16 protein-coding genes are annotated in these 19,017 nt (G+C 71.3%); 3 read left to right on the forward strand and 13 right to left on the reverse strand.

What is annotated here, in order from left to right; translation table 11 throughout:
• The 3 genes from JOD46_RS13015 to JOD46_RS13025 all read right to left on the reverse strand — a co-directional run bounded on the left by JOD46_RS13015 (nt 1) and on the right by JOD46_RS13025 (nt 3,075).
• A complete protein-coding gene (locus tag JOD46_RS13015) occupies nt 1-774 on the reverse strand; it encodes a fumarylacetoacetate hydrolase family protein (protein ID WP_204394959.1) in 774 nt (257 codons plus the stop codon).
• Between the two features lie 86 nt (nt 775-860).
• Nucleotides 861-1,979, reverse strand: coding sequence for a branched-chain amino acid aminotransferase (locus JOD46_RS13020; protein WP_204394960.1), 1,119 nt, complete (start codon nt 1,977-1,979; stop codon nt 861-863).
• Between the two features lie 25 nt (nt 1,980-2,004).
• Nucleotides 2,005-3,075, reverse strand: a complete 1,071-nt coding sequence (locus JOD46_RS13025) for a 3-isopropylmalate dehydrogenase (protein ID WP_204394961.1) — start codon at nt 3,073-3,075, stop codon at nt 2,005-2,007.
• Between the two features lie 141 nt (nt 3,076-3,216).
• Here JOD46_RS13025 and JOD46_RS13030 point away from each other — a divergent pair, with 141 nt between their 5' ends.
• On the forward strand, nt 3,217-3,480 hold the full coding sequence (locus tag JOD46_RS13030; RefSeq protein WP_204394962.1) for a DUF6458 family protein: 264 nt from the start codon (nt 3,217-3,219) through the stop codon (nt 3,478-3,480).
• Between the two features lie 42 nt (nt 3,481-3,522).
• Here JOD46_RS13030 and JOD46_RS13035 read toward each other — a convergent pair whose 3' ends face one another.
• Nucleotides 3,523-5,109, reverse strand: a complete 1,587-nt coding sequence (locus JOD46_RS13035; RefSeq protein WP_204394963.1) for an MFS transporter — start codon at nt 5,107-5,109, stop codon at nt 3,523-3,525.
• 79 nt (nt 5,110-5,188) lie between these two features.
• Here JOD46_RS13035 and JOD46_RS18820 point away from each other — a divergent pair, with 79 nt between their 5' ends.
• The gene (locus JOD46_RS18820; RefSeq protein ID WP_204394964.1) at nt 5,189-5,755 is read left to right on the forward strand and encodes a TetR/AcrR family transcriptional regulator; all 567 of its coding nucleotides are present in this window, start codon (nt 5,189-5,191) and stop codon (nt 5,753-5,755) included.
• Here the strand turns inward: JOD46_RS18820 and serA are convergent.
• From serA to JOD46_RS13085, 9 genes are all read right to left on the reverse strand, one after another.
• A complete protein-coding gene (serA, locus tag JOD46_RS13045) occupies nt 5,742-7,334 on the reverse strand; it encodes a phosphoglycerate dehydrogenase (protein WP_204394965.1) in 1,593 nt (530 codons plus the stop codon). The two genes, JOD46_RS18820 and serA, sit on opposite strands and share 14 nt — an antisense overlap.
• Nucleotides 7,335-7,497: 163 nt before the next feature.
• On the reverse strand, nt 7,498-7,857 hold the full coding sequence (locus JOD46_RS13050; protein WP_204394966.1) for a hypothetical protein: 360 nt from the start codon (nt 7,855-7,857) through the stop codon (nt 7,498-7,500).
• Nucleotides 7,854-8,351 (reverse strand): DNA polymerase III subunit gamma/tau, encoded by a 498-nt coding sequence (locus JOD46_RS13055; RefSeq protein WP_204394967.1) that lies wholly within the window; start codon nt 8,349-8,351, stop codon nt 7,854-7,856. Before JOD46_RS13055 ends, JOD46_RS13050 begins: the two co-directional genes overlap by 4 nt.
• 78 nt (nt 8,352-8,429) lie before the next feature.
• Complete coding sequence (locus tag JOD46_RS13060) at nt 8,430-10,289, reverse strand: bifunctional metallophosphatase/5'-nucleotidase (protein ID WP_204394968.1); 1,860 nt, start codon at nt 10,287-10,289, stop codon at nt 8,430-8,432.
• A gap of 285 nt (nt 10,290-10,574) precedes the next feature.
• Complete coding sequence (gene ilvC / locus JOD46_RS13065; protein ID WP_204394969.1) at nt 10,575-11,603, reverse strand: ketol-acid reductoisomerase; 1,029 nt, start codon at nt 11,601-11,603, stop codon at nt 10,575-10,577.
• A 68-nt stretch (nt 11,604-11,671) separates the two neighbouring features.
• Complete coding sequence (gene ilvN, locus JOD46_RS13070) at nt 11,672-12,181, reverse strand: acetolactate synthase small subunit (RefSeq protein WP_204394970.1); 510 nt, start codon at nt 12,179-12,181, stop codon at nt 11,672-11,674.
• A gap of 2 nt (nt 12,182-12,183) precedes the next feature.
• Entirely contained in the window at nt 12,184-14,004 is a 1,821-nt protein-coding gene (locus JOD46_RS13075; RefSeq protein WP_204394971.1) for an acetolactate synthase large subunit, read from the reverse strand.
• A gap of 47 nt (nt 14,005-14,051) precedes the next feature.
• On the reverse strand, nt 14,052-15,746 hold the full coding sequence (ilvD, locus tag JOD46_RS13080) for a dihydroxy-acid dehydratase (protein ID WP_204394972.1): 1,695 nt from the start codon (nt 15,744-15,746) through the stop codon (nt 14,052-14,054).
• Nucleotides 15,747-15,821: 75 nt separating this feature from the next.
• A complete protein-coding gene (locus tag JOD46_RS13085; RefSeq protein WP_204396640.1) occupies nt 15,822-17,993 on the reverse strand; it encodes a bifunctional alpha,alpha-trehalose-phosphate synthase (UDP-forming)/trehalose-phosphatase in 2,172 nt (723 codons plus the stop codon).
• 148 nt (nt 17,994-18,141) lie between these two features.
• Here JOD46_RS13085 and JOD46_RS13090 point away from each other — a divergent pair, with 148 nt between their 5' ends.
• Nucleotides 18,142-19,002 carry a sugar phosphate isomerase/epimerase family protein gene (locus JOD46_RS13090; protein ID WP_204394973.1) on the forward strand — a complete coding sequence of 287 codons (861 nt, stop codon included), beginning with the start codon at nt 18,142-18,144 and terminating at the stop codon, nt 19,000-19,002.
• Nucleotides 19,003-19,017 lie beyond the last annotated feature (15 nt).

Raw genomic sequence — 19,017 nt, forward strand, 5'->3', positions numbered from 1 at the left:
TCACGGCGCGACGCGCACCGGGTTCGCGAGCGTGCCGAGTCCCGACACCGTCACCTCGACGCGATCGCCGTCGACGATCGGGCCGACGCCGGCGGGCGTGCCCGTGAGGATCACGTCGCCGGGCAGCAGCGTGAACACGTTCGACGCGTAGGCGACGATGGCGGGCACCGAGTGCACCATGTCGGCGAAGCGCCCGTGCTGGCGGCGCTCGCCGTTCACGCTCGTCTCGATCACGCCGTGCTCGAGGTCGAGCTCGGTCGCGATGACCGGCCCGAGCGGGCAGAACGTGTCGAAGCCCTTCGCGCGCGTCCACTGCCCGTCGCGACGCTGGAGGTCGCGTGCGGTCACGTCGTTCGCGATGGTGTAGCCGAAGATCACGGATGCCGCGTCGGCCTCGCTCACGCGGCGCGCGACGCGACCGATGACGACCGCCAGCTCGCCCTCGTGCTCGACCTGCTCGCTCTCGGGCGGCAGCACGACGGCGTCGCCCGGGCCGATGACCGACGTGTTGGGCTTCAGGAACAGCAGCGGCTCGGCGGGCGCCTCGCCGCCCATCTCCTCCGCGTGCTCGCGGTAGTTCTTGCCGACCGCGACGACCTTCGACCGCGGGATCACGGGCGCGAGCAGCCGTGCCTCGCCGAACGGCACGCGCTCGCCGGTCGTGTCGTAGCCGGCGAAGAGCGGGTCGGACTTCAGCACGACGAGCTCGTGCTCCTCCTCGTCGACGATGCCGAACGAGATGGACTCACCGTGGGCGAAGCGCGCGACCTTCATGACGCCAGCCTACGGGGCGGCGCCGCCGGCGCCGCCGGACGAGCGGATGCGGGCGCCCGCAGGGGCACCCGCATCCGTACCCGACGTCAGGCGTCGAGGCGCACCATCCAGCCGTGCCGGTCCTCGACGCGGCCGTACTGGATGCCCGTGAGCTCCTCGCGCAGCGACAGGGCGAGCTCCTCCGCCTGCGAGCCCGAGTGCACGATCTCGAAGTCCTCGCCGAGCAGGCGCCCGATCGGCACGACCACCGCGGCCGTGCCGCACGCGAACGCGCCCACGATGTCGCCGGATGCCGCGCCCTCGCGCCACTCGTCGAGCGTCACGCGCCGCTGCTCGACCTGGTGCCCGCGGTCGGCCGCGAGGCGCAGGATCGAGTCGCGCGTGATGCCCTCGAGGATCGAGTCGGACTCGGGCGTGATGAGCGTGCCGTCCTTCGTGACGAGCACGACGTTCATGCCGCCGAGCTCCTCGAGGTACTTCCCCTCGTCGAGGAAGAGCACCTGCTGGCAGCCCTTCTCGTACGCCTCGGCTTGCGGGAGCAGGCTCGACGCGTAGTTGCCGCCCGTCTTGGCCGCGCCCGTGCCGCCCTTGCCGGCCCGCGCGTACTGGGTCGAGAGCCAGATGTTCACGGGCTGCACACCGCCGGGGAAGTACGCCGCGGCCGGGCTCGCGATCAGGTAGTACGCGACCTTCTTCGCGGGGCGCACGCCGAGGAACGCCTCCTTCGCGAACATGAACGGGCGCAGGTACAGGCTCGTCTCGGGCGCGCTCGGCACCCAGTCGGCGTCGATCGCCACGAGCTGCTTGAGCGAATCGATGAAGTACTCGACCGGAAGCTCGGGCAGCGCCATCCGGCGGGCCGAACGCTGCATGCGCGCCGCGTTCTCGTACGGGCGGAACGTGCGGATCGACCCGTCGGCGTACCGGTACGCCTTCAGGCCCTCGAAGATCTCCTGCGCGTAGTGGAGCACGGCCGCGGCCGGGTCGAGCTGGATCGGGCCGTAGGGAGAGACGCGGGGGCGGTGCCATCCGCCCTTCTCCGACCAGCAGATGTCGACCATGTGGTCGGTGAAGTGGTTGCCGAACCCGGGGTCGGCGAGGATCGCGTCGCGCTCGGCGTCGGACTTCGCGGACTCGTTGCGGGTGACCTGCCAGACGAGACCGGCGGGCGAGGGCGACTTGAGGGTGAGGTTCGACGTGGTCAAGGTGTTCCTCCTTCGGGAGCGGAAGTCAGTGGGCGCCGACGGGGGCGCCGATGCGTGCGGCGATCGCGTCGCCGATCTCGGAGGTCGAGCGCCGAGCGTCGCCGCGGTCGGCGATGTCGGCGGCGACCGCCTGTCGGACCCGGTCGGCGGGCCCCGCGTGACCGAGGTGGTCGAGCAGCAGGGCGACCGAGAGGATCGCGGCGGTCGGGTCGGCGATGCCCGTCCCGGCGATGTCGGGCGCGGAACCGTGCACCGGCTCGAACATGCTCGGGAACCGGCCGTCGGGGTTGATGTTGCCCGAGGCCGCGAGGCCGATGCCGCCGCTGATCGCGCCGGCCAGGTCCGTGAGGATGTCGCCGAAGAGGTTGTCCGTGACGATGACGTCGAATCTAGCAGGATCCGTGACGAGGAAGATCGTCGCCGCGTCGACGTGGAGGTAGTCGACCGCGACATCCGGGAACTCGGCGGCGACGGCGTCGACCTGCCGCTTCCACAGCGAACCGGCGAACACCAGCACGTTGGTCTTGTGCACGAGCGTGAGCCGCCTCTTCGGTCGAGCGGATGCCGCGGCGAACGCGTAGCGCACGACGCGCTCGACCCCGTACGCGGTGTTCACCGAGACCTCGTTGGCCACCTCGGCGGGCGTGCCGACGCGGATCGCGCCGCCGTTGCCGACGTAGGGCCCCTCGGTGCCCTCGCGGACCACGACGAAGTCGACGTCGCCCGGGTTCGCGAGCGGGCTCGCGACGCCCGGGTAGAGCACGCTCGGGCGCAGGTTGACGTAGTGGTCGAGCTCGAAGCGCAGCTTCAGCAGCAGCCCGCGCTCGATGTTGGCACCCGCGAGGCGCGGGTCGCCGGGCACGCCGCCGACGGCGCCGAGCAGGATCGCGTCGTGGCCCTTGATCGCGTCGAGGTCGTCGTCGGTCAGCACGTCGCCGGTCTCGAGGTAGCGGGCGGCGCCGAGCGAGAAGTGCGTGCGCTCGAACGCGACCTCGGTGCCGGCGGTCGCGGCGTCGAGCGCCTTGAGCGCCTCGCCCACGACCTCGGGCCCGATCCCATCCCCCGGGATGACCGCGAGCTTGACCGTCGATACCATGAACACTCCTTCGTCCGCCAGCCCTCCCAGCGTACTGTCCGCGGAGGGGACCGCTCACTACACTCGGCCTCAAGGGGGCGGGTGCCTCGCCTGCCCTCGTCCCGCGGCGCTCCCCCGCCGCCCGAGTGAAAGGCACCATCCATGAGTCTCGGTCTCGGAATCGTCCTCTTCGCCATCGGCGCCGTGCTCGCGTTCGCGCTCAACGTGGCGGTGGACTGGATCAACCTGCAGATGGTCGGCTACATCCTGATGGCCGCCGGTGCGGTCGTGATCGTGCTCGGCATCATCCTGATCGCGCGTCGCCGCAGCGCCGTCACCACGTCGCGCACGACCGTCGACCCGGCCACGGGCGAGCGCATCACGCGCAACGAGACGTCGCGCACCGACGACTCGACCACGATCTGATCGTCGGCGGCACGCCGCCGACCGGCCCCGAAGGGCGCCGCCTCAGTGCGAGGCGGCGCCCTTCGGCTCGTCCAGGGTGAGTGCGGCCACGACGGCGGCGGCGAGCATGAGCCCGACGCCGATGAGTGCCGTCACCACGACCCCGCCGTCGAAGGCGTGCGCGGCCGAGGCGACCAGGGCGGCCGCGTCGCCCGGAGCCAGCGTCTCCGCGACGTTCACGGCGCCCGCGAGCGTCTCGCGCGCGGCATCCGCCTCGCCCGCGGTGAGCGAGGCCGGCAGCTCGATCGCCGACCGGTACCAGGCCGCGAGGATGCTGCCGAGCAGGGCCGTGCCGAGCACCGCGCCCAGCTCGTACGCGGTCTCGGACACCGCCGAGGCCGCGCCGGCCTTGGCGGGCGGCGCGCTCGAGAGGATGAGCTCGTTCGAGACCGTCTCGGCGACGCCGATGCCGAGCCCGAGCAGCACGAACGCGACCACGAGGCCGGCGATGCCGGCGTCGGTGAACAGCGCCACCACGAGGTAGCCCGCGGCCGAGATCGCGAGGGCCGAGGGCACGAGGACACGCGGCCGGATGCGACGTCCGAGCGGCACGACCGCGAGCCCGGCGGCGATCATGGTGACCAGCCCGGGCGTGAGCGCGAGCGCGGCCTCGACCGGCGAGAGCCCGGCGATGAGCTGCAGATGCTGCGACACGAAGAAGAGGAACCCGACCAGCGCGATGACGCTGAGCAGGTTCACCAGCACGCCGCCGCCGAACGAGCCGGTGCGGAAGAGCCGCATGTCGAGCATGGGCGTCTCGGCGCGCAGCTGGCGGCGCACGAACCAGGCGCCGAGCACCGGGCCGATGAGCACTGCGGCCACGCCGATCGCGTCGACGCCCTCGGTCGCGAGGTGCTTGATGCCGTAGACCGTGCCCCCCATCGCGGCGAGCGACAGGATGATGCTCAGCACGTCGATCGGCCCCGGCGCGGGATCGCGGCTCTCGGGGACGAGCAGCGGCAGCAGGATCACGAGCGGGACGAGCACCGGCACCGCGAGCAGGAACACCGAGCCCCAGCCGAAGTGCTCGAGCAGGATCCCGCCGACGATCGGGCCGAGCGCGCTGCCCGCGGCGAATCCCGAGGCCCAGATGGCGATCGCCACGCGGCGCTGCTCGCGGTCGGCGAAGACCGAACGCAGCAGGGACAGCGTCGAGGGCATGAGCATGGCGCCGAAGAAGCCGAGCGCGGCGCGCGCCGCGATGAGCGCCTCGGCGGTCGGCGCGAACGCCGCCGCGACCGAGACGAGCGCGAAGCCGATCGAGCCGATCAGGAGCATCCGGCGCCGGCCGAACCGATCGCCCGCGCTGCCCATCGCGACGAGCAGGGCCGCGAGCACGAGCGGGTAGGCGTCGACCATCCAGAGCTGCTGCGCGGCGGTCGGCGCGAGGTCGCGCGCGATCTCGGGCAGCGCGAAGCTCAGCACGGTGTTGTCGACCGAGACGAGCAGCACCGGGAGCATGAGCACCGCGAGCGCGAACCACTGGCGGCGCGGCGCGCGTGCCCGGCCGGGGTCGGCATGGGCGGGGGCGGATGCCGTGGCATCCGTCCGTGCGGGAAGCGTGGCGGTGGTGGTCGTCTCGTCGATCATCTCGGGGTTCCTATAACTGTACCGTCTGGACGGTAGAGTATCAGATGAAGCCGACGCCCTCCTCGCTACGATCGGACCCATGAGCCGCCCACCCGCCGCCCGCGATGCCGTCCTCGACGCGTTCGAGCGCATCCTCATCGAAGCCGGGGAGCGTGCGGCCACGCTCGACGCCACCGCGAAGGCGGCCGGAGTCTCCAAGGGCGGCCTGCTGTACCACTTCGCCAACCGCGAAGCGCTCGTCGAGGGCGTGCTCGAGCGGTTCGCGCGCCTCGTCGACGAGGACATCGCGGTGCTCGAGCGCGCACCCGAGGGCGCGGTCGCCTACTACGTGCGATCGTCGGTCACCGTCGGCGGTCCGCTCGATCGCGCCGGGGTCGCCGCGACCCGGCTCGCGCAGGCCGGGCACGACTCGGCGGCGCAGACCATCCGATCGGTGCGGCAGCGCTGGCTCGCCGCGGTGCGCCGGCACGTGCCCGATCCCACCGTCGCCCTCGCGATCACGCTCATCGGCGACGGCCTGTACTACGACTCCGCCCTGCACGGGCAGGACCCCGAGCTCGGCGTCGACGCACCGCCGCCCGCCGAGCTCGACGCGCTCGTCGCGCTGCTCGAGCGCCTCGCGGCGGGTTCGCCTACGACTCGGTGATGTCGATCTCGACGAACACGTCGGCGTCGATCGCGCTGCGCACGCGCTCGAGCACCTCGGCCGGCACCGGCGAGTCGACGGTGAGCACCGACAGTGCCTGGCCGCCGGCCTCGCGGCGCGCGATCTGCATGCCGGCGATGTTGATGCCCGCCTCGCCGAACGCTCCGCCGTAGACGGCGACGATGCCGGGCCGGTCGGTGTAGATCATCACGATGTGGTGATCGGCGATCGGCACCTCGATCTCGTACCCGTTGATGCCGACGAGCTTCTCGATCTGCTTGGGCCCGGTCAGCGTGCCCGACACCGAGACCTGCGTGCCGTCGGCGAGCGCGCCGCGCAGCGTGATCACGTTGCGGTACTCGGGGCTCTCGGCGTCGGTGATGAGCCGCACCGCGATGCCGCGCTGCTCGGCGAGGAGCGGCGCGTTGACGTACGACACCGTCTCGCTCACGACGTTCGTGAACACGCCCTTGAGCGCCGCGAGCTTCAGCACGCTGACGTCGTAGTCGACGAGCTCGCCGTGCACCTCGACGTCGAGGCTCGTGAGCGGGCCGTGCGCGAGGCCGGCGAAGAGCTGGCCGAGCTTCTCGACGAGCGGGATGCCGGGGCGCACGTACGGGTCGATGACGCCGCCCGCGACGTTGACGGCGTCGGGCACCAGCTCGCCCGCGAGCGCGAGGCGCACCGACTTGGCGACCGAGATCCCCGCCTTCTCCTGCGCCTCGTCGGTCGACGCACCGAGGTGCGGCGTGACGATGACGTTCGGCAGCGCGAGCAGCGGCGACTCCTTCGGCGGCTCCTGCACGAACACGTCGAGCCCGGCGCCCGCGATGGTCTTCGCGACGAGCGCGTCGTGCAGCGCCGCCTCGTCGATGAGCCCGCCGCGCGCGACGTTCACGATGTACGCCGTCGGCTTCATCTTCGCGAGCTGCTCGGCCGCGATCATGCCCGTGGTCTCGGGCGTCTTCGGCATGTGGATCGTGATGAAGTCGCTGCGCTCGAGCAGCTCGTCGAGCGTGACGGTCTGCACCCCGAGCTGCTGGGCCCGCGCGGCCGTGATGTACGGGTCGTACGCGATGACCTCGACGCCGAACGCCTGCAGGCGCGCGGCGATGAGGGCGCCGATGCGGCCGAGGCCGATGATGCCGACGGTCTTCTCGTAGAGCTCGGTGCCCGTGTAGGCCGACCGCTTCCACTCCCCCTTGGCCAGCGCGGCGTGCGCGGCCGGGATGTGCCGGGCGAGGCTCAGGATGTGGCCGACCGTGAGCTCGGCAGCCGAGATGATGTTGGAGGTCGGTGCATTCACGACCATCACGCCGGCCGTCGTCGCCGCCTTGATGTCGACGTTGTCGAGGCCGACGCCCGCGCGCGCGATGACCTGGAGCTTCGGCGCGGCGGCGATCGCCTCGGCGTCGACCTTCGTGGCCGAGCGCACGAGGATCGCGTTGGCGTCGGCGAGGGCCGCGAGCAGCGCCGGGCGGTCGGTGCCGTCGACGTTGCGGATCTCGAAGTCGGGCCCGAGGGCGTCGACGGTGGCGGGCGAGAGTTCTTCGGCGATCAGCACGACCGGCTTCGACACGGACGGATCCTCACTGCGGTTGGGAGATGCGGCCTTGATGCACCGCGGAACGTCGCGCCGGCGTCGTCGGGGCGCGGATGACGCGGCCAGCCTACTTCAGCCGTGCCGGGTCGCCCGAATCGTGTGACGTGCGCAGCTGAGCAGCCGCGTCATGGTGTCGCGCTCAGGAGAGCAGTGCCCCCGGGCCGAACATGAGCAGGATGTCGAGGTACAGCGCCGCCGACACCGCGAGCCCGGTCAGGTACAGCACGGCCTGCACGAGCGCCGTCCGGCGCCGCCCGAGCAGGAACGCGACCGCGAACAGGCCGACGGGCAGCACGATCGACACGATGAGCACGACCCAGCCGAGCCCGGTGATCGACGTGTCGAGCGCCGACGCGATCTGGCTCATGCCGACGAGGTTGCCCACCGCCTCCCACGCGTCGTACGCGAAGAACAGTCCGAACGCGATCGCGAGCGTGAGCTCGAGCCAGAACGGCGTGCGGCGCACCGGCGCCTCCGCCTCGGCCGCGGCGGCGGTCATGCGGTCACCCCCGCCACGAACGCCACGGGCAGCAGCACGACGGCGCCGACCAGCAGCCAGATCAGCCGAGCCCTGGTCCGCCCGCGGGTCAGGGCGAACGTCACCCCGAACCACAGCGCCGGCGCGAGCACGGCGAGCCACAGCCCGAGCGCGAACATGACCTGCGAGACGGGATCCTGCGCGGCGTTCTGCACGCGCAGCACGCTGAGGATCCAGCCGAGCGTGTAGAGCAGGTAGACCCCGCCGAACACGCCGAGGAGCACCAGCTCGGCCGAGCCGGGCTGGGCCGCGGCGGTCTCGTCGGGCTCCCCGGCCTCCGCGATCGCCGACACGGCGGTCGCGCCATCCGACGTCGCGCCTTCCGCGCCCTCGACCGCACCGGGCGAGGGAGCGGCGGCCGGGCTCCCGACCCGCTTCCACCCCGGCGCGAGCGTCGCGTCGTCATCGCCCTCCCAGCGGAGGGCCTCGTCTTCGTCGTCGCCGTCGCGGCTCATGCCTTCACCCTATCGAGACGGTGCGGCACGGCGGGGCCGGCCGCAGCCGACCCCGCCGCAACGGGATGCCCAGCCCGATCAGAAGACCGGCGTGCCGTTCCGCACCAGCCGCCAGTTCTCCACGTGGAAGTCGGCCGGGTCGATCGTGCCCGCCGCCGACGCGTAGGAGATGATCGCCTCGCGGATCGCGACCTGCGCGTTGTAGACGACCGGCGCGGTCGCGATGTGCGGGAACCCGCCGCCGCCCGACTGGCGGTAGTTGTTGACCGCGACCAGGAACTGCTGGCCGGCCGTGACGGGCGCCCCGTTGTAGGAGAGCCCCACGATGCGCGAGCCGATCTCCTGCGAGATGTCGACGCCGTAGTCGAGCCCCGAGAACTGGTCGTAGTTGTAGTCGGGGGTGTTGAGGTTGTTCGTCCACGTCGCGGGGGCGACCGGGGCGTCGGGGGCGACCTTCACGAAGTACTTCGCGGAGTACTCGAGGTAGTCCTTGATCTGCGCACCCGTGAGGATCGAGGCCATCAGCGTGTTGTCGTAGATGTAGAGCCCCGCGACATCCCGGATCGTCACCTCGCCGGCGGGGAACGTCGCCCCGCGGTTGAACGGCGCGGCGATCGAGACGATCGGCAGTGCGGCCTCGGGAGTGCCCGCGACCGCGGCCGCCACCGTGGAGGTCTGCACGGCGTTGACGTAGTCGAGGATCGCCGTGTCCTTCCAGCACGCCTCGGCCGCCGACAGCGCCTCGGTCGAGACCGCCACGGGCGTGTTGACGTAGGTCACGACCGCCTCGTGCTGCGCGCGGACGACCGCGACGAGCTCGGCATCGTCGACGACCGTGTTCGTGTTGACCGTGGTGGCCGAGTGCTTCGCGACGCTCCACTTGCCGCGCACGAACTCGAGTTCGAGGTCGAAGATGCTGAGCCGCTGGCCCCAGTTCTTCGGCTCGCTCAGGATCACCTCGCGGCCCGTCGCGGCGTTGGTGACGAGGCGCTGCGGGATGTCCTTGTGGGCGTGCCCGAAGAGGATCGCGTCGATGCCGGGCACCTGCTCGGCCACGAGCGCGGCAGCGTTCTCGACGGGGAGGTCGCCGCCGTACGACGAGAGGCCGCTGTCGCCCGAGTGCGCGCTCACGACCACGACGTCGGCACCGGCGTCGCGCATCACCGGCACCCACCGCGCCGCGGCCTCGACGAGGTCCTGCACCTCGATCTTCCCGCTCACGTTCGCCTTGTCCCAGATCACGACGCCCGGGTTGGTGAGGCCGAGCACGCCCACGCGGATCGGCGGGCGCCCCTTCACCTTCATGCTCGTGATCGTGTACGGCGTGTACGCGGGCACCTTGGTGCCGGCGTGGACCGCGTTCGCGGCGAGCACCGGGCACTCCATCTGCGAGATCCAGTAGTCGAGGAACTCGAGCCCGTAGTTGAACTCGTGGTTGCCGAGCGCCACGGCGTCGTAGCCGATGGCGTTCATCTGCGCCGCGATCGGGTGGACCGCGCCCGACTCGGTCACGGGGTCGACGAGCGCGTAGTAGAACCCCAGCGGCGAGCCCTGGATGGTGTCGCCCGCGTCGAACAGCAGGGTGTGCTCGCGCCCGCGATCGGCGCGGATCTGCTTCACGACGCTCGAGACGCGCGCGAGGCCGATCGCGTTGCCGGCGCTGTCGCTGTAGGTCGCGTCCTTGTAGTAGTCCCAGTTCACGGCGTTGGCGTGCAGGTCGGACGTGCCCATGATCGTGATCGTCACCGAGCCGTCGCGCGGCGCGGCCTGCGCGGCGCCGGGCCAGCCGGCGGCGGCGAGGACGGAGGCCGCGGACGCGCCGACCAGCAGGCCGCGCCGGCTGAGGCCGGACGTGGTGGGCTCGGACGCGTCATCCGGGACGGCGCACGAGCACCAACGGGGGGCGGGTTCGGAGTGGGGAGCCGTGTGTCGGGTCATGGGTCAGATGCGACCACAACGGGTGCCGCCGCGACAAGGGGTCGGGCGGGATTTGCTCATCTGCGCACGCGAACGGCCCGCCCGGATGATCCGGACGGGCCGTTCGAGTCGTCAGCTAGCGAGCGACCTCGCCGTCGGCGCCGGACGAGGGCCGGCGCCGCATCAGCACAGTGACGGAGAGGGCGGCAGGTCCGCTCGCGTCAGCGAGCGACCTCGCCGTCGGCGCCGGACGAGGGCCGGCGCCGCATCAGCACAGTGACGGAGAGGGCGGCAGGTCCGCTCGCGTCAGCGAGCGACCTCGCCGTCCACGTAGTCGTCCTCGTCGACCTGCGTCCACGAGAAGAGCTTGCGCAGCTCGCGGCCGGTGGTCTCGATGGGGTGGCCCTGGCCCTTCTCGCGGAGCTCGAGGAACTCCTTGGCGCCGTTGTCCTGGTCGTCGATGAAGCGCTTGGCGAACGCGCCCGACTGGATGTCGGCGAGCACGGCCTGCATGTTCTCCTTGACGTGCGGGTCGATGACGCGCGGGCCCGACACGTAGTCGCCGTACTCGGCCGTGTCGGAGACCGACCAGCGCTGCTTGGAGATGCCGCCCTCCCACATGAGGTCGACGATGAGCTTGAGCTCGTGGAGCACCTCGAAGTAGGCGATCTCGGGCTGGTACCCGGCCTCGGTGAGGGTCTCGAAGCCGTACTGCACGAGCTGCGACACGCCGCCGCAGAGCACGGCCTGCTCGCCGAACAGGTCGGTCTCGGTCTCCTCGGTGAAGGTCGTCTTGATGACGCCGGCGCGCGTGCCGCCGATGGCCTTCGCGTACGACTTCGCAAGATCCCAGGCCGAGCCCGAGGCATCCTGCTCGACCGCGATGATGTCGGGGATGCCGCGGCCGGCGACGAACTCGCGGCGCACGGTGTGGCCGGGGGCCTTCGGCGCGACGAGGATGACGTCGACGCCCTCCGGGGCCTCGATGTAGCCGAACCGCACGTTGAAGCCGTGGCCGAAGACCAGCGTCTTGCCGGGGGCGAGCTGGTCCTTGACCGACTCGGCGTAGATGTGGCGCTGGAACTGGTCGGGCGCGAGGATGACGACGACGTCGGCCCACGCGGCCGCGTCGGCGACGCTCTTGACCTCGAAGCCGGCCTCCTCGGCCTTGGGCTTGGACTTCGAGTCCTCCTTCAGGCCGATGACGACCTGGACGCCCGAGTCGCGGAGGTTCTGCGCGTGCGCGTGGCCCTGCGAGCCGTAGCCGATGACGGCGACCTTCTTGCCTTGGATGAGCGAGAGGTCGGCGTCCTTGTCGTAGTAGATCTCAGCCATGTTGCGGTTCTTTCTCCTTGGTTGGGTTCGATGGGCGGATGTCGCGACGCGCGTCGCGACATCCGGAATCAGCTCTTGAAGACGCGCTCGGTGATCGACTTGCCGCCGCGGCCGATGGCGAGCAGGCCGGACTGGGCGATCTCCTTGATGCCGTAGGGCTCGAGGACCTTCAGCAGCGCGGTGGTCTTGCCGGAGTCGCCGGTGACCTCGATCACGAGGGCGTCGGTCGACACGTCGACCACGCGGGCGCGGAAGAGGTTCACCGCCTCGAGCACCTGCGAGCGGGTGGTGTTGTCGACGCGCACCTTGATGAGCAGGTGCTCGCGCTGCACCGACTGCGCGGGGTCGAGCTCGACGATCTTGATGACGTTGACGAGCTTGTTCAGCTGCTTGGTGACCTGCTCGAGCGGCAGGTCCTCCACGTCGACGACGACGGTGATGCGCGAGAGGCCGTCGATCTCGGAGTGGCCCACCGCGAGCGACTCGATGTTGAAGCCGCGCCGCGCGAACAGGCCGGCGACGCGCGTCAGCAGGCCGGGCTTGTCCTCGACGAGGAGGGAGAGCACGTGGGTCGACATGTTCAGTCCTCCTGGCTGAAGGCCGGCGAGTGGTCGCGGGCGTATTGGATGTAGGAGTTGGAGACGCCCTGCGGCACCATCGGCCACACCATGGCGTCGGCGGAGACGACGAAGTCGATCACGACCGGGCGGTCGTTCGTCTCGAGCGCGAGCTTGATGGCCGCGTCGACCTCCTCCTCCTTCGTCACGCGGATGCCGAGCGCGCCGTACGCCTCGGCCATCTTCACGAAGTCGGGCACCCGCACGGTGTCGTGGCCCGTGTTCAGGTCGGTGTTGGAGTACCGGCCGTCGTAGAACAGCGTCTGCCACTGGCGCACCATGCCGAGCGAGGAGTTGTTGATGACGGCGACCTTGATCGGGATGTCGTTGAGCGTGCAGGTCGCGAGCTCCTGGTTGGTCATCTGGAAGCAGCCGTCGCCGTCGATCGCCCAGACCACGCGGTCGGGCTGGGCGACCTTCGCGCCCATGGCCGCGGGCACCGCGTAGCCCATGGTGCCCGCCCCGCCCGAGTTCAGCCACGCGTTGGGCCGCTCGTACTTGATGAACTGCGCGGCCCACATCTGGTGCTGGCCGACGCCCGCGGCGTAGACGCCCTCGGGGCCGGTCAGCTCGCCGATGCGCTGGATCACGTACTGCGGCGCGAGCAGCCCGTCGGACGGCTGGGTGTAGCCGAGCGGGAACTCCGAGCGGAGGCCGTCGAGCGTGGCCCACCATTCGGCGAGGTCGGGCGCTCCGGCCGCGGTGACGTCGCGGTACGCCGCGAGCAGGTCGACGAGCACGTCCTTCGCGTCGCCCACGATCGGCACGTCGGCCGCGCGGATCTTGCCGATCTCGGCCGGGTCGATGTCGACGTGCACGACCTTCGCCTCGGGGGCGAACAGCGCGGCCTTGCCGGTGACGCGGTCGTCGAACCGGGCGCCGAGCGCCACGAGCAGGTCGGCCTCCTGGAGCGCGAGCACCGCGGGCACCGTGCCGTGCATGCCGGGCATGCCGAGGTGCTGCGGGTGCGAGTCGGGGAACGCGCCGCGCGCCATGAGCGTGGTCACGACGGGCGCCTTCGTGGCATCCGCCAGGGCGACCAGCTCGTCGGATGCGCCGGCGCGGATGATGCCGCCGCCGACGTAGAGCACCGGGCGCTTGGCCTCGGCGATGAGCTGAGCCGCGGCGAGCACCTGCTTGCCGTGCGCCTTGGTGATCGGCCGGTAGCCGGGCAGCTCGACCTTCGGCGGCCACGAGAAGGCGAACGTCGCCTGCTGCGCGTCCTTCGTGATGTCGACGAGCACGGGGCCGGGGCGTCCCGTGGTCGCGATGTGCACGGCGGCCGCGATCGTCGCGGGGATCTCCTCCGGGCGCTTGACGAGGAACGAGTGCTTGGTGATCGGCATCGTGATGCCGACGATGTCGGCCTCCTGGAACGCGTCGGTGCCCATGAGGTTCGAGAAGACCTGGCCGGTGATCGCGAGGAACGGGACCGAGTCCATGTGCGCGTCGGCGATCGCGGTCACGAGGTTCGTCGCGCCGGGGCCCGAGGTGGCGATCGCGACGCCGAGCTTGCCCGACGAGGAGGCGTAGCCCTCCGCCGCGTGGCCGGCGCCCTGCTCGTGGCGGACCAGGATGTGGCGGAGCCGGCGGCTGTCGAGCAGCGGGTCGTAGACGGGGAGGATCGCGCCGCCGGGCAGGCCGAACACGTCGGTGATGCCGAGCAGTTCGAGCGAGCGGACGACGGCCTGGGCTCCGGTGAGCATCTCGGGGCTGCCGTGCGTCGCGGACTGCGACTGCGACAGGGAGGCGGGCGATGGCACGGGACTGGATTCCGTGGTCATTCGATTCCTGTTCGTGGTGGGCGGGATGTTCGGGACAGGCGAACGTCTCAGCCCGTGGTCGCGCCTTCGGCAGCGGAGCGCACGAGCTTGGAGTACTTCGCGAGGACGCCTCGGGTGTAGCGCGGAGGAAGCGGAGCCCAGCCTTCCCGGCGGGCTGCCAGCTCGGCCTCGTCGACCAGTAGGTCGATGGAGCGAGCCGCGATATCGACCCGAATCAGATCACCATCGCGCACGAAGGCGATGGGACCTTGGTCGACCGCCTCGGGTGCTATGTGGCCGATGCACAGGCCGGTTGTGCCGCCTGAGAATCGACCGTCCGTCAAGAGTAGTACATCTTTTCCGAGCCCAGCGCCCTTGATGGCGGCGGTGATGGCGAGCATCTCGCGCATGCCGGGCCCGCCCTTCGGGCCCTCGTAGCGGATGACGACCACGTCGCCGTGCGAGATCTCGCCGTTGGTCAGCGCGTCCATCGCCGCGCGCTCGCGCTCGAACACGCGTGCGGGGCCCTCGAACGTCGCCGCGTCGAAGCCCGCGGTCTTCACGACGGCGCCCTCGGGTGCGAGCGACCCGTGCAGGATCGTGAGCCCGCCGGTCTCGTGGATGGGGTTGTCGAGCGTGCGCAGCACCTCGCCGTCGAGCGGCGGGATGTCCATCTCGGCGAGGTTCTCGGCGAGGGTCTTCCCGGTGACGGTGAGCGCGTCGCCGTGCATGAGGCCCGCGTCGAGCAGGGCCTTCATGAGCACGGGCAGGCCGCCGCGGCGGTCGACGTCGTTCATGACGTACTTGCCGAACGGCTTGAGGTCGCCGATGTGCGGCACCTTGGAGCCGATGCGGTTGAAGTCGTCGAGCGTGAGCTCGACCTCGGCCTCGCGCGCGATCGCGAGCAGGTGGAGCACGATGTTGGTCGAGCCGCCGAGCGCCATGCCGACCGCGATGGCGTTCTCGAACGCCTTCTTGGTGAGGATCTGCCGCGCCGTGATGCCGGTCTTCAGGAGGTTCACGACCGCCTCGCCCGAGCGGTGCGCGTAGTAGTCGCGGCGGCGGTCGGCCGACGCGGGCGACGCCGAACCCGGCAGCGACAGGCCGAGGGCCTCGGCGACCGAGGCCATGGTGTTCGCGGTGTACATGCCGCCGCACGCGCCCTCGCCGGGCGCGAACGCGCATTCGATGCGCTTGGCGTCGGCCTCGCTCATCTTGCCGGCCTTGACCGCGCCGACCGCCTCGAACGAGTCGATGATCGTGATGTCCTTCTCGGTCCCGTCCTCGAGGCGCACCCAGCCGGGCGCGATCGAGCCGGCGTAGAGGAACACCGACGAGAGATCGAGGCGGGCCGCGGCCATGAGCATGCCCGGGATGGACTTGTCGCAGCCGGCGAGCAGGACCGAGCCGTCGAGGCGCTCGGCCTGCATGACGACCTCGACCGAGTCGGCGATGACCTCGCGCGAGACCAGCGAGAAGTGCATGCCCTCGTGGCCCATCGAGATGCCGTCGGAGACCGACACGGTGCCGAACTGCAGCGGGTAGCCGCCGCCGGCGTGCACGCCCTCCTTCGCGGCCTGCGCGAGGCGCGCGAGCGAGAGGTTGCACGGCGTGATCTCGTTCCAGGAGCTCGCGATGCCGACCTGTGGCTTGTCCCAGTCGGCATCGCCCATGCCGACCGCGCGGAGCATCCCGCGGCTGGTGGTGGCCTCGATGCCATCCGTGACGACGCGACTGCGGGGCTTGGGATCGATCTCCGACATATCGTCGAGTCTAGATCCCCGCGAACGCCGGTTTCGCCGAGCGGTCGCCCGCCGCGACGGGCCCCGCGCGGGGTCTCAGCGGGCGGCCTCGCGCTGCTCGGCGAGCAGTTCGAGCAGCAGCGCCACGTCGTCGGGACCGCGCAGCCGGTAGGCCGCGAGCGACTTGCCCTGCCCCACCTTGACGCCGACATCGTCGGTCTCGAGCGTGGCGAACGCGTCCTCGTCGGTGACGTCGTCGCCGACGTACAGCACCGCATCGGCGCCCGAGTGCTGCCGCAGCCGGGTGAGCGCCTCGCCCTTGTCGCTCGCGCGCACGGCGAACTCGAGCACGTTCTTGCCGCTCCGGGTCGCGAGGCCCGGCAGCGCCGCCTCCACGCGCTCGCGGGCCACGCGCTGCAGGGCGGCGCCCGCGCTCGCGCCGAGGCGGCGGGTGTGCAGCGCGATGCCGGCGGGCTTGCGTTCCACCCACGCGCCCTCCGAGGTCGATGCCGCATCCTCGACGATCTCGATGAGGCGATCGAGCCGGGTGAGCTCGGTCTCGCGCAGGTCGAGCGTGACGCCGCCGCCGTCGAGCTGGAGCTCGACCCCGTGCGAGCCGCTGAGCAGCGCCGCGACGGGTGGCGCCGCGACATCCTTCAGGCTCTCGAGGGCGCGGCCCGAGATGAGCGCGACGCGCGTGTCGTCGGAATCGGCGAGCCGCTCGATCGCCGCGCGGGCGCGATCGGTCGCGCGCGCCTCGTCGGGGCGGTCGACGATCGGCGCGAGCGTGCCGTCGAAGTCGAGCGCGACCAGCAGGCGCGGCACCTCGGCGAGCCTCGCGATGGCGGCCCGCACGGGGTCGGGCACGCCCGGCGCGATGGGACCGGCGCCCGTGAGCGTCTCGAGGAAGGTCGCCGACCAGTTCGCGACGTCGTTCTCGCGCACGCGCTTGCGCAGCGCCCGCATGCGGCGCGCCCGCTCGCGCTTGGGCATGCGCGCCGCCTCGACCATCGCGTCCTTCAGGCCCTCGATGTCGTGCGGGTTCACGAGGATCGCCTGACGCAGCTCGTCGGATGCCCCGGTGAACTCGCTGAGCAGGAGCACGCCGTCGTCGTCGTAGCGGCTGGCCACGTACTCCTTCGCCACCAGGTTCATGCCGTCGCGCAGCGCGGTGACGAGCATGACGTCGGCGGCGAGGTAGAGCGCGGCCATCTCCTCGCGCGGGTAGCCGTGGTGCAGGTAGGTGATCGCGGCGTGGCCGAGCGTGGAGTGGTCGCCGTTGAGCCGGCCGACCAGGAGCTCGATCTCGTCACGCAGCTGGCGGTAGGTGTCGACGCGCTCGCGCGAGGGGCTCGCGACCTGCACGAGGGTCGCCTCCTCGACCGCGAGCCGGCCGTCGCGCAGGAGCTCGCCGAACGCCTTGATCCGGTGCCGGATGCCCTTCGTGTAGTCGAGCCGGTCGACGCCGAGCATGACGACCTCGGGGTCGCCGAGGCTGCTGCGGATCTGCCGCGCGCGCTCCTGGACCTCGGGCCGACGGGCGAGCTGCTCGAACGCGGCGGCGTCGATCGAGATCGGGAAGTGTCGCGCGACCACGTGCCGCACTCCCCCGTCGCCGTCGGGGACGTCGATCACGGTGCCGCGTGTGCGGTAGCCGAACAGCCGGCGCACCGCGCGCGAGAAGTTGCCGGCGTCGGCGGCGCGCTGGAAGCCGATCACATCGGCGCCGAGCAGGCCGTCGACGACCTGCCGGCGCCAGGGCAGCTGCGAGTAGATGCCGTACGCGGGGAACGGGATGTGGTTGAAGAAGCCGATCACGAGGTCGGGGCGGATCTCGCGGAGCATGCGCGGCACGAGCTGGAGCTGGTAGTCCTGCACCCACACGACGGCGCCCTCGGCGGCGGCGTTCGCGGCGGCCTCGGCGAAGCGGCGGTTGACGCGGACGTACGCCTCCCACCACTCGCGGTGGAACCGCGGCGGCGCGATGACGTCGTGGTACAGCGGCCAGAGGGTGTCGTTGGAGAACCCCTCGTAGTACTCCTCGACCTCGTCCGCCGACAGCGGCACGGGCACGATCGTGATGCCGTCGTGCTCGAACGGCGCGAACTCGCGGTCGGCGACTCCTGCCCAGCCGACCCACGCGCCGTCGGCGGCGCGCATGACGGGTTCGAGCGCGGTGACGAGGCCGCCCGGCGACCCCTTCCAGCGCGTGTCGCCGCCCTCGCCGCCGACGTAGTCGACGGGGAGCCGGTTGGAGACGACGACCATCTCGTAGACGGGCTGCGTATCCGGTTCGGATGAGTCGGTTGCGGGCTTCACGGCGACGGGTCCTCCTCGCGGACGGCTCCGATTCAGGCTACAGGAGGTCGTCGGTCCCACCCGCCGTCCAGCCTTCCGGGCTAGACTTCGAGACCTCATGATGCGCATCGGTATGAGCACCACCTGCGTCTATCCGCTCGAACCCGAGCACGCCTTCCGGCTGGCGAAGGAAGCGGGATTCGACGGGGTCGAGATCATGGTGACCCAGGAGGCCACCACCCAGCAGGCCGAGGGCCTGATCGAGATGTCGGAGCGCTGGGAGCTGCCGATCCTCTCGATCCATGCGCCCGTGCTCCTGCTGACGCACTTCGTCTGGGGCCGCGACCCTCGCGTGAAGCTCGCGCGCACAGCCGAGCTCGCGAGGTCCGTCGGCGCGGGCGCCGTGGTCGTGCATCCCCCGTTCCGCTGGCAGTCGAGCTACGCGCTCCAGTTCCTGCCGATCGTCCGCGAGCTCTCCGCCGAGCACGGCGTCGAGATCGCGGTCGAGAACATGTTCCCGTGGCGCGCGGCCGGGCGGAACATGAAGGCGTACATGCCCGGATGGGACCCGCGCGAGATGGACTGCGACGCCGTCACGCTCGACTTCTCGCACGCGGCGCTCTCGGGCGTCGACAGCCTCGAGTACGCGAAGGACCTCGGCGACCGCCTGCGTCACGTGCACCTCTGCGACGGCTCCGGCGCGATCGGCGAGGGCCAGATCTTCGACGAGCACCTGCTCCCCGGCTACGGGCGCGAGCCCGTCGCCGAGACGCTGCGGATGCTCGCCGACCGAGGGTGGGACGGCTCGGTCGTCGCCGAGATCAACACCCGCAAGGCCAAGTCCGAGGCCGAGCGGCTCGACATGCTCCGCGAGACGGTCGCGTTCGCACGCGAGCACACCGCGGCGGTCGCCGCGCCCGAGCACGAGTCGCCGCTGCGTCGAGCGATCGACGCGATCCTGCCCGGCCGCAACCGCTGAGCGGCGCGGCCGGGG

The organism is Agromyces aurantiacus (genome assembly GCF_016907355.1).
GTDB lineage: Bacteria > Actinomycetota > Actinomycetes > Actinomycetales > Microbacteriaceae > Agromyces > Agromyces aurantiacus.

Excerpts from the sequence above, each read along its gene's own strand:
- ilvD (WP_204394972.1), bottom strand. The coding sequence starts at position 15,746 with ATGTCGGAGATCGATCCCAAGCCCCGCAGTCGCGTCGTCACGGATGGC.
- JOD46_RS13090 (WP_204394973.1), top strand. The coding sequence starts at position 18,142 with ATGATGCGCATCGGTATGAGCACCACCTGCGTCTATCCGCTCGAACCC.
- ilvN (WP_204394970.1), bottom strand. The coding sequence starts at position 12,181 with ATGTCGACCCACGTGCTCTCCCTCCTCGTCGAGGACAAGCCCGGCCTG.
- JOD46_RS18820 (WP_204394964.1), top strand. The coding sequence starts at position 5,189 with ATGAGCCGCCCACCCGCCGCCCGCGATGCCGTCCTCGACGCGTTCGAG.
- JOD46_RS13030 (WP_204394962.1), top strand. The coding sequence starts at position 3,217 with ATGAGTCTCGGTCTCGGAATCGTCCTCTTCGCCATCGGCGCCGTGCTC.
- JOD46_RS13025 (WP_204394961.1), bottom strand. The coding sequence starts at position 3,075 with ATGGTATCGACGGTCAAGCTCGCGGTCATCCCGGGGGATGGGATCGGG.
- JOD46_RS13085 (WP_204396640.1), bottom strand. The coding sequence starts at position 17,993 with ATGGTCGTCGTCTCCAACCGGCTCCCCGTCGACTACGTCGGCGGCGAG.
- JOD46_RS13035 (WP_204394963.1), bottom strand. The coding sequence starts at position 5,109 with ATGATCGACGAGACGACCACCACCGCCACGCTTCCCGCACGGACGGAT.
- ilvC (WP_204394969.1), bottom strand. The coding sequence starts at position 11,603 with ATGGCTGAGATCTACTACGACAAGGACGCCGACCTCTCGCTCATCCAA.
- JOD46_RS13075 (WP_204394971.1), bottom strand. The coding sequence starts at position 14,004 with ATGACCACGGAATCCAGTCCCGTGCCATCGCCCGCCTCCCTGTCGCAG.
- JOD46_RS13015 (WP_204394959.1), bottom strand. The coding sequence starts at position 774 with ATGAAGGTCGCGCGCTTCGCCCACGGTGAGTCCATCTCGTTCGGCATC.
- JOD46_RS13060 (WP_204394968.1), bottom strand. The coding sequence starts at position 10,289 with ATGACCCGACACACGGCTCCCCACTCCGAACCCGCCCCCCGTTGGTGC.
- JOD46_RS13050 (WP_204394966.1), bottom strand. The coding sequence starts at position 7,857 with ATGACCGCCGCCGCGGCCGAGGCGGAGGCGCCGGTGCGCCGCACGCCG.
- JOD46_RS13055 (WP_204394967.1), bottom strand. The coding sequence starts at position 8,351 with ATGAGCCGCGACGGCGACGACGAAGACGAGGCCCTCCGCTGGGAGGGC.